The 14,950-nt window shown below is 73.0% G+C and carries 12 protein-coding genes and 3 tRNA genes; 11 read left to right on the top strand and 4 right to left on the bottom strand.

Translation table 11 applies throughout. The annotated features are described in order from the left end of the window. Positions 1-84: 84 nt before the first annotated feature. The 4 genes from Cba03nite_RS24810 (at position 85) to Cba03nite_RS24795 (ending at position 1,372) form a co-directional block, all read left to right on the top strand. Complete coding sequence (locus tag Cba03nite_RS24810) at positions 85-939, top strand: polysaccharide deacetylase family protein (RefSeq protein WP_203750776.1); 855 nt, start codon at positions 85-87, stop codon at positions 937-939. A 131-nt stretch (positions 940-1,070) separates the two neighbouring features. Continuing rightward, positions 1,071-1,143, top strand: a tRNA-Glu gene (locus Cba03nite_RS24805). 51 nt (positions 1,144-1,194) lie between these two features. After that, positions 1,195-1,271: transfer RNA gene (locus Cba03nite_RS24800), tRNA-Asp, on the top strand. 24 nt (positions 1,272-1,295) lie between these two features. After that, a tRNA-Phe gene (locus tag Cba03nite_RS24795) sits at positions 1,296-1,372 on the top strand. A gap of 75 nt (positions 1,373-1,447) precedes the next feature. Here Cba03nite_RS24795 and Cba03nite_RS24790 read toward each other — a convergent pair. Together Cba03nite_RS24790 and Cba03nite_RS24785 are read right to left on the bottom strand one after the other, a co-directional pair. Continuing rightward, positions 1,448-2,251 carry a hypothetical protein gene (locus tag Cba03nite_RS24790; protein WP_203750774.1) on the bottom strand — a complete coding sequence of 268 codons (804 nt, stop codon included), beginning with the start codon at positions 2,249-2,251 and terminating at the stop codon, positions 1,448-1,450. Positions 2,252-2,433: 182 nt separating this feature from the next. After that, on the bottom strand, positions 2,434-2,823 hold the full coding sequence (locus Cba03nite_RS24785; RefSeq protein WP_203750772.1) for a hypothetical protein: 390 nt from the start codon (positions 2,821-2,823) through the stop codon (positions 2,434-2,436). A gap of 128 nt (positions 2,824-2,951) precedes the next feature. Between Cba03nite_RS24785 and Cba03nite_RS24780 the strand changes: the two genes are divergently transcribed. Next, a complete protein-coding gene (locus Cba03nite_RS24780; protein WP_203750770.1) occupies positions 2,952-4,280 on the top strand; it encodes an ABC transporter substrate-binding protein in 1,329 nt (442 codons plus the stop codon). A 36-nt stretch (positions 4,281-4,316) separates the two neighbouring features. After that, a complete protein-coding gene (locus tag Cba03nite_RS24775) occupies positions 4,317-4,553 on the top strand; it encodes a hypothetical protein (protein ID WP_203750767.1) in 237 nt (78 codons plus the stop codon). Between the two features lie 144 nt (positions 4,554-4,697). On the opposite strand, the gene Cba03nite_RS24770 is transcribed toward Cba03nite_RS24775, so the two are convergent. Together Cba03nite_RS24770 and Cba03nite_RS24765 are read right to left on the bottom strand one after the other, a co-directional pair. Next, the gene (locus tag Cba03nite_RS24770; RefSeq protein WP_203750765.1) at positions 4,698-6,017 is read right to left on the bottom strand and encodes a PrsW family intramembrane metalloprotease; all 1,320 of its coding nucleotides are present in this window, start codon (positions 6,015-6,017) and stop codon (positions 4,698-4,700) included. After that, the gene (locus Cba03nite_RS24765; RefSeq protein ID WP_203750763.1) at positions 6,014-6,568 is read right to left on the bottom strand and encodes a hypothetical protein; all 555 of its coding nucleotides are present in this window, start codon (positions 6,566-6,568) and stop codon (positions 6,014-6,016) included. The genes Cba03nite_RS24770 and Cba03nite_RS24765 overlap by 4 nt, the downstream gene beginning before the upstream one ends. A 115-nt stretch (positions 6,569-6,683) precedes the next feature. Here Cba03nite_RS24765 and Cba03nite_RS24760 point away from each other — a divergent pair, with 115 nt between their 5' ends. The 5 genes from Cba03nite_RS24760 to Cba03nite_RS24740 all read left to right on the top strand — a co-directional run bounded on the left by Cba03nite_RS24760 (position 6,684) and on the right by Cba03nite_RS24740 (position 14,917). Then, entirely contained in the window at positions 6,684-7,313 is a 630-nt protein-coding gene (locus Cba03nite_RS24760; RefSeq protein WP_203750761.1) for an acyl-CoA-like ligand-binding transcription factor, read from the top strand. 90 nt (positions 7,314-7,403) lie between these two features. Next, positions 7,404-10,634: an FtsX-like permease family protein gene (locus tag Cba03nite_RS24755; protein WP_203750759.1), complete on the top strand. Its 3,231-nt coding sequence runs from the start codon at positions 7,404-7,406 to the stop codon at positions 10,632-10,634. Continuing rightward, positions 10,631-13,285 carry an FtsX-like permease family protein gene (locus Cba03nite_RS24750; protein ID WP_203750757.1) on the top strand — a complete coding sequence of 885 codons (2,655 nt, stop codon included), beginning with the start codon at positions 10,631-10,633 and terminating at the stop codon, positions 13,283-13,285. Before Cba03nite_RS24755 ends, Cba03nite_RS24750 begins: the two co-directional genes overlap by 4 nt. Continuing rightward, positions 13,285-14,247, top strand: coding sequence for an ABC transporter ATP-binding protein (locus Cba03nite_RS24745; RefSeq protein WP_203750755.1), 963 nt, complete (start codon positions 13,285-13,287; stop codon positions 14,245-14,247). Before Cba03nite_RS24750 ends, Cba03nite_RS24745 begins: the two co-directional genes overlap by 1 nt. Then, a complete protein-coding gene (locus tag Cba03nite_RS24740; RefSeq protein ID WP_203750752.1) occupies positions 14,240-14,917 on the top strand; it encodes an ABC transporter ATP-binding protein in 678 nt (225 codons plus the stop codon). The genes Cba03nite_RS24745 and Cba03nite_RS24740 overlap by 8 nt, the downstream gene beginning before the upstream one ends. Positions 14,918-14,950 lie beyond the last annotated feature (33 nt).

The following is a 14,950-nucleotide window of genomic DNA, read 5'->3' as shown; positions in this document are numbered from 1 at the left end:
GACTCACGCCCCATACCGCCACAGCCGTCCCCTGTGGCACCCTGAGATCCCTTCGCATCGCGGAGCACGATCTGGGGAGCGGGTATGGCGCACCGACGCGTCCACGGCCTGGCCGCCGTGGTGACCGGAATCACCCTGACCCTGTCAGCGGCGTGCGGCGGCAAACCGGCCGCCGCGCCCTGGAGTCCGGCCTCGGCAGGCGCCGCCCCCGGCGCCTCGGCCGTGGCCACGCCCTCGCTGGACGCCTCACCGAGCCCGTCACCCAGCCCGGCCGCGCCCAGCCCCACGCCGAGTCGGGCGCCGACCAAGGCCCCCACCACCAAGCCCACCCCGGAGAAGGCGAAGTACACCCTCCAGCGCACCACCGGCTCGGCCGGGGTCGCGCTCACCTTCGACGACGGGCCGCACGCCACCTGGACCCCGAAGGTGCTCGACGCGCTCAAGGCGCGCGGCGTGAAGGCAACCTTCTGCCTGGTAGGCACCCAGGCCAAGGCGTACCCGCAGCTTGTCCGGCGGATCGTGGCCGAGGGCCACACCCTCTGCAACCACAGCTGGAACCACGAGTTCAAGCTCGGCACCTGGTCCGAGGCCGCGATCAGGGCCAACATGCAGCGCACCAACGACGCCATCCACGCCGCCGTGCCGGGCGCCCCGATCCGCTACTTCCGCCACCCGGGCGGCAACTGGACCGCCGCCGCGGTCAAGGTGAGCCGCAGCCTCGGCATGAGCCCGCTGCACTGGACCGTCGACCCGCAGGACTGGCGGCGCCCGGCCGCCTCCACCATCGCGAGCCGGGTCGTCAAGAACACCCGCGCCGGGGGCGTGGTGCTGCTCCACGACGCCGGCGGCGACCGCGCGAACACCCTGGCCGCGCTGCCCACCATCATCTCCGGCCTGCGCGGGAAGTACCGGCTCATCCGCCTGCCCGACACGCTCTGACCCCCGATTTGGCGGAACGGGTGCTGGTCACATATGCTTTCCGAGCCTCCGGCGGGGCCGGATGGGAGCAACAGCCACCATCACAGGCAGCTGCAAGCTTTATCGCGGCTGTGTGGGATGATGGTTCGGCCGCCCTCATCGTCTAGCGGCCCAGGACGCCGCCCTTTCAAGGCGGTAGCACGGGTTCGAATCCCGTTGGGGGCACGGACCGGGACCTGATAAGGTCTCCCGGTAGCAAGGAAGAGCAAGTAGCAAGGTCCTGTGGAGCAGTCGGAGTGCTCGCCGCCCTGTCAAGGCGGAGGTCGCGGGTTCAAGTCCCGTCAGGACCGCCAATGCACGACCACCCCGGTGGTTTCGGCCAGGTAGCTCAGTTGGTACGAGCGTCCGACTGAAAATCGGAAGGTCGGCGGTTCGACCCCGCCCCTGGCCACCAAAGCTCTTCGCCGGGCTTTGTCGCCCCGAACTACGGAAACGTAGGTCGGGGCTTTTCTGTATGCCCTCCCAGGCGTCACCGGGAGTACCAGGCCTTGATCACCGCGAGCAGCGGATCGGACAGCCAGTTGGTCAGGAAGCCGAGCAGGAACGCCAGCAGCGCGAACCCCACCTGATGCCAGAACCCGGACCGGCGCTCCCGCCCGAACTGCCGCTTCAGCGCCTGGTCGAAGGCCGCCGTCTGGGCCGCGGTCAGCTGGGCCAGCTGTTCGCGCTGCTGGACCTCGGTGGTCAGCTCGTCCAGGAACGCCAGGCGGCGCTGCAGGTAGGTCTCCAGCTCCTCGGCCACCTGCTCGGTCTCGCGCGCCATGCCCCGCAGCGTCTGGCGCGTGTCACCGACCTTGCGGTGCAGCGCGTTCACGCGTTCGGTCAGCAGCAGCTGGCGCGCCGCCGCGCGCTCCCGCCGGTGCCGTGCCCGCTCCGACCAGCGCCCGTAGCCCCACTTCACCAGGAGGTAGAGCCAGCGCACCGCCAGCCCGGCGGCCAGGGGCACCTGCGGCAGCAGCACGACGATCGCCAGCATGGCCGGCCAGTGCGCGTTCATCCAGGCGTCATAGGCGGCCTGGTCGTCGCTCGACGGCATGCCGCCGAGGAGCCGGTCACCGAAGAAGCAGCTCAGGGCCGCGGCGATGACGTAATAGCCCTTGAGCATGCCGCCCAGGTCCTCGACCAGCTCGTCGTCGGGCGAGTCGGGCGTCAGCCCCAGCAGCCTGAACCAGAACGTGTGGGGCCGCCGGCCCGCATCCTGGTCACCGGTATCCCCAGCCGGCGCCGGCAGCGGGCCCACCGCATCCCCGTCCGGCACTTCGGACATCGTCATTCAGCGATGGTCCGCCGATCCGGCACGGCCCGGCAATCGGCCCAACGCCCCAGCTCCGCGTCGCAGATCGGCCGAGCCGCCGTACCGCCCCACCGGATGATCGTTGTTTCGTGTCAGAAGGTGAGGTCTGGCGCTACTTTGTGACACGAAACGGCGATCACGGCCAGCGGCGGCGCGGCGGGTCAGGCCTCGCGGCGGCGTTTGGTGGCGACGGTGGAGCCGGCCAGGGTGAGCAGGCAGCGGTTGAGCTGGCCGTCGGCGAGCGCCGCCCCGATCAGCGCCTCGCCGGTGGGCTCGTCGTGGTTGACGTACGCGCTCACGAACCGGGCCACCCAGCGGGCGTCGTACGCCGCCTCCTCGATGCCGGGGAAGTCCAGCGCCCAGGCGCCGGCGCGCACGCCGTCCCCGGCCAGCTCCCCGGCCAGGCACCAGGCGACGTTGTAGGCACCCGTGCTGCCGTCGCGCTGCACCACCTTGTCGAGGGTGCCGGCCACCGCGCTGCCGTCACCGGCCAATGCCTGGTCAAGTACGAGAGCGGCGTCCTCGAAGGAGTGGTCTGGATCGACGGTCACGACGGGAGCCTATCGGGCGGCGGCAACCGTACCGGAGCACTCGACACCCATCGGGCGTAATGGCCCCTCCCCCAATCCAGGCAATGACGCTAAGGTGCCCGTTGGACCGTCGCCATGGAGGCACCCTCATGCGTATCTCGCGAGCTGTCATAGCCGCTGCCTGCGTATCGCTGCTCACGCTCGCTGCCTGCGGTTCGTCGCAGGACGATCCGGAGAGCCCGAACTACCAGGGTGCGTACCTCTACGGCACCGACGGCAACATGGCCAACGAGTTCGGCGCCCTGTTCAAGGAGCAGGCGGGCCTGCTCGACGGCATGAAGGGCACGCTGCCGCTCACCGAGCTGAACCAGACCTTCACCAGCCGGCTGAACGCCGTGTGGCCGGGTCTGAAGGACTACCTCTTCGCGGCCGAGACCTACGACGCGATGATGATCAGCGCGCTGGCGGCGCAGCAGGCCGGCACCATCGAGCCGACCAAGATCGCGCAGTACGTCAACGGCGTGACCTCGGGCGAGATCGTCTGCCGGACCTTCCAGTCCTGCGTGACGCTGGCCCAGGCCGGCAAGTCGATCGCGTACCGCGGCATCACCGTGCGGCACGGCTTCACCGACGCCGGCGAGCCGTCGACGACCAGCTACGGCACCGTGCACTTCAGCTCGGCCAACCAGCTCGACAACGGCAAGACGGAGTACCTGGGCACCGGCAACGAGCTCAACGCCAGCGGCAAGAAGCCGCCGCGCCCGGTGAAGGACGGCAAGTCGGCCGTCGCGCTGAAGTTCGGCGGGCTGCTGCCGCAGACGGGCGCGCTGGCGTACACCGCGCCGCCGATGCTGGCCGCGGCGAAGCTGGCGGTCAAGGAGATCAACGAGGCCGGCGGCGTGCTCGGCAAGGGCGTCGAGTGGGTCGACGGGAACGACGGCACCGACCCCCGGGTCGCCACGGCCACGATCGCCAAGCACGCGTCCGAAGGTGTACACATCCTGATCGGCCCGGGTGCGTCCGGCGTGGCCCTGGGCTCGCTGCCGGAGGCCGTCAAGCACGGCATGATCATGTTCTCGCCGTGCAACACCTCGGCGAGCCTGACCACCGCCGACGACAAGGGCCTCTACTTCCGTACGGCCCCGTCCGACATCCTGCAGGCGCGGGCGATCGCCGACGTGATCCTGCGCGACGGCGACCGCAAGGTCGCGATCGTCGCGCACAGCGGCAACTACGGCACGAACCTCGCCAAGGACGTCGTGAAGGAGCTGGTCAAGGCCGGCCTCAGCGAGATCGACGTGCAGACGCACATCTACCAGATCACCGACGACGGCAGCGTGAAGGACAAGGCGGAGCTGGAGCGGATCGCCGGCGACATCGTCTCCGTCAAGCCGGACGGCGTGCTGGTCATCGGCTACTCCGAGTCCGCCGAGATGGTCAAGGCACTCTCCACGGCCGGTGCTGTCCTGCGCCACTAACGTGGTGCCCTGAAAGTCCCCCGAGAAGGAGTAGTCATGAGCGAGACGGTGGAGACCCGCGGCGACGACCGCCGCGACCTGATCACGGGCGACACCAACCAGGACGGCAAGGCCGACGTCTGGGTGGCGGACACCGACGGCGACGGCAAGGCGGACCTGTTCCAGTTCGACACCGACGGCGACGGCGACGTCGACATCACCCTGGTCGACCTCGACCAGGACGGCACGCCGGACATCACGGTCGACGGCGACGGCGGCCACGCCCCCAACTGAAGACGCCCTCCGAAGGGCCGCCCCCACCCGGGGGCGGCCCTTCGCCGTTTCCGGGTCCGGGGCAGGCCCACAGTTTCAGGGAAACTGCAGCAATCGCCGCCTGAATGAGCGCAGTTTCCCCGAAACTGCACCCACAAGCGGGGACTAGGCGGCGTTCATGGTACGGATGGCCTGCCAGATGAGGAGGAAGAGGGCGACGGCGAAGAGGATGCCGAGGACGACGACGCGGGGCACGGCGGGGCGCATCGGTGAGACGACCGCCTCGGGGTGGCCGAGGTCGACCAGGCGCTGCCGCTGCGCGAGCACCTCGTCGCGGCAGTGCACGAGCAGCTCGTCGCCGGGGAAGATGCGGTCCACCCGGCTCAGCTCGACGGCCAGCCGGGCCTGGGCGGTCTGCAGGCCGCGCACCGCCCGCTCCCCGGCGCGGCCGCAGCGGGCCCGCCCGTAGCGCCGGGCGTCGGCGCGCAGGTGCCCGTGGCCCATGATCTGCAGCTCGCCCGGGGTGGCGATGCGCGGGTCCTGCAGCCGGGCGAGCTGCGCCACGTAGTAGTGCGCCTCCCGGTGCCGGGCGACCCAGAGCAGGGCGAGCACCATGGCGAGCGCGGGCAGGCCCTTGCCGAGCATGCCGAGCAGCACCCCGGCCGCGCCGGAGCCGAGGCCGTCGGCGAACAGCGGCGAGTTCCAGACGAAGTGGGTGAGCCAGGCCAGGCCGAGCCCGAGGCCGAGGCCGCCGAGCCGCCACCACAGCGGCTTGTCGGTGCGCACCACGAACCAGGCGATGCCCGCCCCGGCCAGCGCCGTGAACAGGGTGTGGCTCCACAGCCCGGCCAGGAAGCCGCGCAGGAAGAACGTGGCCACCACCGGGCCGACCCCGTCGCCCTGCCCGCGCAGCGCCACCGCGTTCACCGCGAACACGATGTCCTCGACCACCTGGTAGCCGAGCCCGATCAGGGCGCCGTACACCATGCCGTCCAGCACGCTGTTGATCTGCTTGCGGGCCACCAGCACGATCATCACCACGCCGAGCGCCTTGAGCAGCTCCTCGACGGTCGGCCCGGCGATGGCCGAGCCCCAGGTCGCCGCGAACGCGGGCGAGATCAGCTTGGCGACCAGGTCGTGCAGCGCCTGGGTGCCCGGGATGGCGGCGGTGGTGGCCACCGCGCCGCCCCAGGCGAACGCGGTCGCCATGAGCAGCGGCGGCTCCCGTTCCAGGAAGTCCATGGAGGCGATGAAGAGCCAGAACGGCACGGCGTACAGGGCGAACAGGACGATCGCCGAGGTGGTCGCCACCGGGAAGCGGGCCAGGTCGGCGCGCAGGATCTCCAGCAGCCGGGCCATCCCCGCCAGCAGGATCAGGCCGAGCAGCCAGAACGCGGGCAGCTGGAGCGACTTGAGGGCGCGCGCCGCCCGCGGGGTCGGGCGCACCGAGAAGCGCCAGCGCCGGGAGCGCCCCGCCACCGTCACCGGTCACCGCCGTAGGTGATGGAGCTGATCGAGCCGTCGATCCCGGCCAGCTCGCGTTGCAGCTCCAGCTGGGCGCCGCTGACGGTCACCTCGATGGAGTGCTCCCCGGCCAGGAACACGGCGTAGCGGCCGCTGCGCCCCGGCGCGGTGTAGCCGCCGGCCACCCCGGCCAGCCCGCCGGTGGTGCGGATGCCGCCCTCGTTCCCGGTGACCTGGTAACCCTGCGTCGCCTTGATCTTCGTACGCAGCTTCTCCGCCGCCTCCCCGATCGGCCCGTCGAACGGCTGCACCACGATGAGGTAGCGCACGTCGCCCACCAGGAACATCACTGTGGCGCGCTCGCTGCCGGGCCGCGTCTTGCTGGCGTCGACCCGGGCCCCCGGCGGCGGCGCGACGGTGACACCCGCCCCCACGTCGTAGCGCGGGCCGGCGAGGGAGCGATCGGTGGGCACGGCCCGGTTCAGGGCGGGCAGCCCGAAGACCACTGTCAACAGCGTTGCCAGCACCGCGACGGCACCGGCCAGGTTCCGCACCAACCGATGGGCAACCATGGTCCGACGGTAGCGGTGCATATAACTTGAATGCTGCTATATCGACCAATGCCCGTCGCCTCCAGACGGCGGACCGCGCTTTGACGGTGCGAGCCCGCGCCTAGAGGATGAGTGAATGACCGGACGGGTGATCAACCGGCGGGAACAGCACAAACAGCACACACGAGCGGCGCTGGAGCAGGCGGCGCTCGCCCTGTTCGCCCGCCGGGGCTACGAGCACACCACGGTCGAGGAGATCGCCGCCGGGGCCGGCGTCTCCGTACGCACCTTCTTCCGCTACTACTCCTCCAAGCAGCACGTGCTCTTCGGCGACATCGGGCACGAGCGGGTGGACCAGCTGCGCGGCGCGCTGGAGGCGCGGCCCGCCGACGAGCCCCCGCTGGAGTCGGTGCGCGCGGTGCTGGACGCGGCCGACATCACCGACGAGGCCGAGCTGGACCAGCTCCGCGCCCGGCTCGCCCTGCTCAGCGAGCAGCCGTCGCTGCTGAGCACGTACCTGGTCCTCAGCGAGGAGCTGCGGCGGCTGGTGAGCGTGTTCGTGGCCGGGCGTTGCGGCAGGGCCGAGACGCATCCGTACCCGCTGCTGGTGGCGGGCGCGGCGCAGGCGGCCTGGGACAGCGCGCTGTGGTCGTGGGCCGCCGGGCAGACGCGCGACCTGGCGATCCAGCGCCGCTCCGCCTTTGCCCAGCTCACCGCAGGGGTCCTACCACCGGATGAAAGGGGCGAACCGCCTCACCAGCCATAACGGTCCGGTAACAGCCGTCACGGCGTGTGAACCGGTCAAGGCTCCTTACTGCTCCTACAGAGGTTGGTGATCGGGAGCCAAGGAGGCGCCATGCTGGGACGTCGGCGGGCCTACAGCGCGAAGGGCCTGTTGACAGCCGCGGCTGCGGCAGCGCTGATCTCGACGACGCTGCTGGTGGCACTGGCGAGTTACAGCGGCGCGGTGATCGAGGCGGGCGGCCGGGCGGCCGTCGCCGCGGCGCCGCCGGACGAACGGGCGATCCAGATCCGCCTGCCCTCGCGCACGGGCGGCAGCGGCTGGGTCTCCACCGGGGAGGACGTCAGCAAATCCTTCTCCGCCGAGTCGTGGACCGCCACGGACGCCAAGCTGCGCGAGTCGTTCGCCAAGCGGTTCGGCGACACCCGCCTCTCCGTCACCGCCGCCGGGTACGCCAGCGGCCTGCGCTTCAACGGCGACACCGGCGACGCGGTGGCCGACTCCTACGGCGTCGTCTACGCCCGCGTCATGTTCCTGGACGACCTAGCCGCGCACGCCCGGCTTCTCTCCGGCAGCTGGCCGCAGACCGGCGCGCAGGTGCCGCAGACCGTCGTCGGCGAGGCCGCCGCGCACGCGCTGGGCCTGAAGACCGGCTCCCGTGTGCGGATGACCAACGGCATCACCAAGCAGGTCCAGGAGGTCGAGGTCGTCGGCGTCTTCGCGGCGCTGACCGCCGACGACCCGTACTGGCTGCTCGTGCCGGAGATGGCCGAGGGCGTCGAGCCGGGCCGCAACACGTACGGCCCGCTGGTGCTCAACCGCGAGGACTTCTTCGACGGCTGGTCCTACCTCGGCAACAGCGGCTGGGTGGTCACCCCGGACCTGTCCCGGGCACTGCTGTCCGAGCTCGTCGCCGCCCGCGGCACCGTGGCCACCCTGGGCGAGGTGCCCAAGGAGCTGGGGTACGGCGAAGGCGGCCAGGCCTCGACGCACCTGGAGCGCCTGGTCGACCGCATCCAGCAGGCCAGCCTCGTCGGCCGCTCCGACCTGCTCACGCCGCTGCTGCTCATCTCGATCCTCGGCGGGTACGCCCTGATCCTGCTGGCCGCGCTGCTCACCGAGGGCCGCCGGGCGGAGACCGCGCTGCTGCGTGCCCGCGGCGCGTCCCGCGGCCAGCTCGCCGGGCTCGCCGCCTGGGAGGCGCTGCTCATCGCCGCGCCGGGCGCCGTGCTCGCCCCGCTGCTGGTCGCGCCGCTGCTCACCCTCGCCGAGCGGGTGCCCGCGCTGGCGGCCATCGGGGTGCGCCTGGAGGGCGGCATCAGCCCGCTCACCGTCGGCGTCGCGGTGGCCGCCGGGCTCGGCTGCGTGCTGGCCATGCTGCTGCCCGCGCTGCGCGGCGGCGGCACCTACGTGGCCGACCTGGCCGCCCGTTCCCGGCCCAGCCGCACCGCCGTGGCCCAGCGCGCCGGCCTGGACCTCGCGCTCATCGGCTTCGCCGTGCTCGCCTGGTTCCAGCTGCGGCAGTACGACTCCCCGCTGTCGGGCGTCGCCGGCGAGCTGGGCATCGACCCGATGCTGGCCGCCGCCGGGCCGCTCGGCGTGCTGGCCGGCGCGGTCGTCGCGCTGCGCCTGCTGCCGCCGCTGACCCGGCTGCTGGAGCGCCAGGTCGACCGCAGGTCCTGGTTCGCCGCCCAGCTCGGCGTATGGCAGGCCGGACGCCGCCCGCACGCCGGGCCGGTGCTGCTGCTGGCGCTGAGCGTCGCGGTCAGCACGCTGGCCTGGACGCTGGCCGCGACCGCCCGCCAGTCGCAGCTGGACCAGGCCGACCACACCGCCGGGGCGGACCTGCGCCTGACCGAGACCTCCTGGGCCGCCCCGCGGCAGCGGGTGGAGCAGATCGACGCACTGCCCGGCGTGCTGAGCGCGCTGCCCGCCTGGCGGACCACGCTCACCTCGGGGGAGAAGGAGACGCCGATCTCGCTGCTCGCGCTCGACACCGCCGCCGCCGGGGACGTGCTGCGGCTGCGGTCCGACCTGGGCGACGCCCCCGCGCTGACCGCGGCCATGGCCGCCGAGCGGCGGCTGGCCGCGGGCGTGGAGCTGCCCGCCGGGACGCGGGCGATGCGCGGGTCGGTCCGGATCACCGCGCACGGCGAGGACTTCATCGCCCGCCCGCGCGAGGCCACCTCGCTCCTGCTCACCGACCCGCACGGCGCCGTGTACCAGGTGCCGCTGGCCGGGAGCAGCGACGCCGACGGGTACACGTTCGACGTGCCCGTGCCGAACACGGCGGGGCTGCGGCTGACCGGCGTCACGATGGACGGTCCGGACATGCCCTTCGGCCTGCCCATCACGTTCGAGCTCAGCGGGCTGGCCACCGTCGACGCCGGGGGCGCCGCGACCCCGTTCCGCTTCGAGCTGCCCGGCGGCCAGTGGGGCGTGCCGGGCAGCCACGGCGAGGTGAAGATCACCGCGTCGGGCGACACCGCCCGCGTCGAGATGATGGACCCGGGTGGTGCCGTCAACGTGTCGTCCTCCTTCACCCTCCGTGCCAATTCCGGCTCGGTGGAGGTGCCGGTGCTGGCCACGCCCGAGGCGCTCGCCGCGCTGCACACCCAGGTCGGCGCGAAGCTGGACATCCCGCTGTGGGGCGTCACCACCACGGTGCACGTCACCGGCGAGGCCGTCGCCCTGCCCGGCGAGCTGGCGCCGGCCGCGTTGCTGGTCGACATGCCGTCGCTGGGCAGCCACCTGGTGCGGGAGGGATCCCGGATCCCGATCATCACCGAGTGGTGGCTGCGCACCGACCCGGACCGGCACGCCGAGGCCGCCGCCGCGGCCGGCCCGCTGCCCAACCTGCTGACGATCGACCGGCACGCGCTGGCCCTGCACGCCGCGGACGACCCGTTCGGCGCCGGTGCCCGCATCGCGCTGTTCATCGCGGCGCTGGGGGCGATCGGGCTGGCCCTGGTCGGCGTCGCCGTCGACGTACGGGCCACCGCCCGGCGGCGGGTCGCCGAGCTGGCCGTGCTCAACACCCTCGGCGCCACACCGAACCTGCTGGCCCGTGCCCTGATGATCGAGCAGGCGTTCCTGGCCGGGCTCGGCGTGGCCGTCGGCCTGGTGGTGGGCATGCTCGTCGCGCGGACGACCGGCCCGCTGGTGATCCTCACCCCGAGCGCGAGCCGCCCCGTGCCGCCCGCGCTCACCACGACGGACTGGCCGCCCGTGCTCGCCACGGCCGCGGTCCTGCTCGCCATCACGCTGGTGATGGCCGGGCTCGTCGCGACCACGATGCGGCAGCGGCTGGCCGCCGCCCAGCTGCGGATCGGAGCTGACCGGTGAAGGGATGGATCGCCCGGGTACGGGCCGGAGCCGGGCCGCTGGCCCTGCTCGGCGTGCTGACGCTCGCGGCCGGCCTGCTCGTGCTGGGCGCGCCGCGGATCGCGAACCAGCTGACCGACGAGGGCCTGCGCAACGACGTCTCCGCGCTCAGCTACACCTCCCGCGACCTCACGTTCCGCGGAGTGAAGGCGCCGAACGCCAACTGGGCCCCGGACCGGCGGCTGACCCAGCAGCGGGACCTGCTCTACCCGGTCCTGCGCGAGCGCATCCAGCAGTCCTGGTGGGCGGCGTCGACGTCGCCGGAGGACTCCTTCGTGCGCGGCACCGGCCTGCCGGAGCGCACCCCGCCGCTGTTCAGCGTCCGCACCGGCAGCGGGCTGGAGGAGCAGGCCGACCTGGTCGCGGGCCGGTGGCCGCAGACCAGGCCGGGCACCGACGTCCCCGTCGAGGTGGTGCTCACCGAGTACAACGCCGAGCAGCTGGAGCAGCGGGTCGGCAGCACCTTCCGGTTCCAGGACTCGGTGCCGGTGGAGGTCGTCGGCATCATCGCGCCGCACGACGAGAACGGCACCTTCTGGGAGCCGGTGCCCACCGCGCTGCGGGCCTACCTGCCCAACGAGGACGGCGACCCGTACCGCGCGGTGGTCTTCTCCGACGAGACGGGCGTCACCCGGCTGGCGAAGCAGGTCCAGGTCACCTACGAGTGGCGCTACCGCATCGACGCGGCGACGCTCGATCTGGCGGTGCTGCCCGCCGTGGTGGAGGGGACCAGCGTCGCGCGGCGGCAGGGCATCGAGTCGTCGCTGACGACCGGCCTGGACACCGCGCTGGACCGGTTCGCCGAGCGGGCCCGCGCCGCGCAGGCGCTGCTCGCCGTGGTGCAGCTGGGCGCGCTGGTCACGCTCGCCGGGCTGGTCGTGCTGGCGGCCCGGGTCCTGGTCAGCCGGCGCCGGGCCGAGTTCGCCCTGCTCCGTGCCCGGGGCGGCGCGATCCTCACCATCGGGTCGTACACGCTGCTGGAGTCGCTGCTGGTGCTGCCCGCCGCGGTGCTCGGCGCGCTGCTCGGGGCGGCGGTGCCGGGGCGGCCCGCGAACACCTGGCCGGTGCTGGCCGCGTTCACCGCGCTGGCCGTGTGCGCCGTGCCGGTGATGACCATGCGCACGTCGCGCGACCCGTCGTTCTCGGGCGAGCGCGCCGACGTGGCGAGCACCCGGGTGGGCCTGAAGCGGCGCACCGCTGAGCTGAGCCTGCTGGTGCTGGCCGGTGCCGGGGTGTGGCTGCTGCGCGAGCGCGGCCTGAGCGAGACCGGCGAGGTCGACGTCTACCTGGCGGCGGTGCCCGCGCTGCTGGCCGCGGGCGCGGCGGTGGCCATGGTGCGGGTGATCCCGCCGGTGGTCGCCTGGCTGGGCCGGCTGGCCGTACGCGGCCGCGGAGCGGTCGGCTTCCTGGGCCTGTCCCGGGCGGGCCGCACCGCGGGCGCCGTGATCGGCCCGGTGGCCGTGCTGGTCGTCGCGGTGAGCACCGCGGTGTTCAGCGTGGCCGTCGCGGGCACCATCGACGCCGGCCGCGACCGCGCCACGGACCTGCGGATGGCCGCCGACGTCAAGGTCGACGGCTACTACTTCGACGAGCGGACGGCCGCCGAGCTGGCCGCCGTGCCCGGCGTGACCGCGGTGGCCCCCTACATGATCGAGTCGGCCGGTGACCTGGCCGTCGACCAGCAGCGCAAGGGCACGGTGTACGCGCTGGTGCTCGACGGCCCGGCCTACGCGAAGGTGCTCGCCGAGTCCGGGGTCCAGTTCACCCCGCCCGCGGCGTTCACCGAGACGGGCCAGAGCCCGGTCATCCCGGCGCTGCTCTCGCCCGGCGCCGCGAAGCAGGTCGGCGACGGCAAGGGCATGGTGACGCTGCGGGGCCGGTTCTACGACTTCTCGGTGGCGGCGGTGGTCGACGGGTTCCCGCCGATCGCCAACGGCGCGACGAACTTCATCGTGCTGCCCTGGCAGGCGTTCCCGGCGGACAGCCGGCAGGCGCTGCTGCCCAGCGGCTACCTGCTGGCGGGCGACCCGGACCCGCAGGCGCTGCGGGCGGCGGGCGACGCCGGGCAGGAGCGCTGGGCGAGCACCGGCTACCGCGCGAAGTCGTACGAGCCGGTCACGCTCGTGACGACCTGGGACTCCGCCCGCGCGGAGCTGGACGAGACCAGCGTCAACGCGGTGATCACCTTCGCGTTCGCCATCGGCGCGGGCACCGGCGTGCTGCTGGCCCTGCTGGCGATCGGCTTCGCCGTCGTCTCCGGCGCCCGCGGCCGCGGCACCGTGCTGTCCCGGCTGCGGACCATGGGCCTGACCCGAGGCCAGGGCCGGGGCCTGCTGCTGGTGGAGCTGATGCCGGTGGTGACCGTGGCGGTGCTGACCGGCGCGGTGGTGGGCGTGGCGATGCCGCGGCTCATCGCCCCGGCGCTGGGCCTCGACACGTTCACCGACGGGATCACGGTCGGGGTCGCCTTCGACCCGCTGGTGGCCGGCGCCGCGGTGGCGCTGGTGCTGATCGGAATGCTGACCGCGCTCGCGGTGGAAACCCTGTTCAACCGCCGGCTGCGCCTCGGTGAGGTGCTCCGGCTCGGTTCCTTCGAAGCGGGAGAGAGCTGATGTCGACCACTGACGAGACCATCGCGCCGCCGGACCTCGCCACGCTGCAGGCCCGTGCCGCGCAGCGGGCCGCGGACCGGGCCGGCGGCGCCGACCGGCTGCGCGGCCACCTGGTGTGCGACGGGCTGGTGCGGATCTACAAGACCGAGGGCGTCGAGGTCGTCGCGCTGCAGGGGCTCGATCTGGTGGTGGACCGGGGCGAGCTGCTGGCCATCGTCGGCGCCTCCGGCTCCGGCAAGTCGACCCTGCTGAACATCCTGTCCGGCCTCGACGTGCCGACCGCGGGCATCGCCCGGGTGGGCGAGTACGACCTGCTCACCATGTCGGCGAAGAAGCGGCTGTCGTACCGGCGGCACATGGTCGGCTTCGTCTGGCAGCAGACCGGCCGCAACCTGCTGCCGTACCTGACCGCGCTGGAGAACGTGGTGACCCCGATGCGGCTGGCCGGCACCCGGTCCGGCCGCAGGGCCCGCGAGCGCGCGGCGGAGCTGCTGGAGATGGTCGGCGTCGGCTACTGCGCGGACCGCCGCCCGGACCAGATGTCCGGCGGCGAGCAGCAGCGGGTGGCGGTGGCGCTGGCCGTGGCCAACGACCCGGAGGTGCTGTTCGCCGACGAGCCGACCGGCGAGCTGGACGAGTCGACCGCGGCCGAGGTGTTCGGCGCGCTGCAGACGATCAACGCCGAGCTGGGCGTGACGGTGGTCGTGGTGACCCACGACCCGAACGTGGCCACGCAGGTGCGGCGTACCGTGGCGATCCGCGACGGCCGGCTGGCCTCGGAGGTGCGCCGGACCGCGCGGGCCACCGCCGACGGCGGCACCGAGCTGGTCAGCGAGGAGTACGCGGTGCTCGACCGGGCCGGGCGTATGCAGCTGCCCGGCGCGTTCGTGGAGGAACTGGAGCTCAAGGACCGGGTGAAGCTCACCCTGGAGTCCGACCGTGTGGAGGTGCGCCGTGGCTGACGAGCTGGTCAGGGTCGAGAACGTGTCCCGCGACTTCGGCCGGGCGGGCAAGGTCGTGCACGCGGTGCGCGACGTCTCGTTCACCGCCGCGCGCGGCGAGCTGGTCGCCGTGCGCGGCCGCTCGGGCGCGGGCAAGACGACGCTGCTCAACATCATCGGCGGGCTGGACCGGCCGACCTCGGGCAAGGTCTTCATCGCCGGGCAGGAGGTCACCTCGGCGGCCGAGCCGCAGCTGGTGGCGCTGCGCCGGGACGTGATCGGCTTCGTGTTCCAGTCGTTCGGGCTGGTGCCGATCCTGTCGGCGGCCGAGAACGTGGGCGTGCCGCTGCGCCTGGCCAAGGTGCGCCCGGCCGAGCGGGACCAGCGGGTGGCGGTGCTGCTGGAGCTGGTCGGCGTCGGCGCGCACGCCAACCAGCGGCCGTACGAGCTGTCCGGCGGCCAGCAGCAGCGCGTGGCGGTGGCCCGCGCGCTGGCCAACGACCCGCAGCTGCTGATCGCGGACGAGCCGACCGGCCAGCTCGACTCGGAGACCGGCCGCCAGATCATGGACCTGCTGCGCGCCCTGGTGCACGCCCGCGGCATGACCGCCCTGGTCGCCACCCATGACTCGGCCCTGATGGACATGGCCGACCGCGTCGTCACCCTCCGCGACGGCGCGCTGGTGCCCTGACCGGCGGAAGGCAAAGAAGAAGGGCGCTCTGGG

The sequence above is a fragment of the Catellatospora bangladeshensis genome (assembly GCF_016862575.1).
In the GTDB taxonomy this organism is placed as follows: domain Bacteria; phylum Actinomycetota; class Actinomycetes; order Mycobacteriales; family Micromonosporaceae; genus Catellatospora; species Catellatospora bangladeshensis.
Note: the sequence above shows the minus strand (reverse complement) of the source record. Positions and strands in the feature narration are given on the sequence as shown.

What these genes read in the sequence shown, in the direction of transcription:
- Cba03nite_RS24810 (WP_203750776.1), top strand. Translation starts at nt 85, where the DNA reads ATGGCGCACCGACGCGTCCACGGCCTGGCCGCCGTGGTGACCGGAATC.
- Cba03nite_RS24790 (WP_203750774.1), bottom strand. Translation starts at nt 2,251, where the DNA reads ATGACGATGTCCGAAGTGCCGGACGGGGATGCGGTGGGCCCGCTGCCG.
- Cba03nite_RS24780 (WP_203750770.1), top strand. Translation starts at nt 2,952, where the DNA reads ATGCGTATCTCGCGAGCTGTCATAGCCGCTGCCTGCGTATCGCTGCTC.
- Cba03nite_RS24775 (WP_203750767.1), top strand. Translation starts at nt 4,317, where the DNA reads ATGAGCGAGACGGTGGAGACCCGCGGCGACGACCGCCGCGACCTGATC.
- Cba03nite_RS24765 (WP_203750763.1), bottom strand. Translation starts at nt 6,568, where the DNA reads ATGGTTGCCCATCGGTTGGTGCGGAACCTGGCCGGTGCCGTCGCGGTG.
- Cba03nite_RS24760 (WP_203750761.1), top strand. Translation starts at nt 6,684, where the DNA reads ATGACCGGACGGGTGATCAACCGGCGGGAACAGCACAAACAGCACACA.
- Cba03nite_RS24755 (WP_203750759.1), top strand. Translation starts at nt 7,404, where the DNA reads ATGCTGGGACGTCGGCGGGCCTACAGCGCGAAGGGCCTGTTGACAGCC.
- Cba03nite_RS24745 (WP_203750755.1), top strand. Translation starts at nt 13,285, where the DNA reads ATGTCGACCACTGACGAGACCATCGCGCCGCCGGACCTCGCCACGCTG.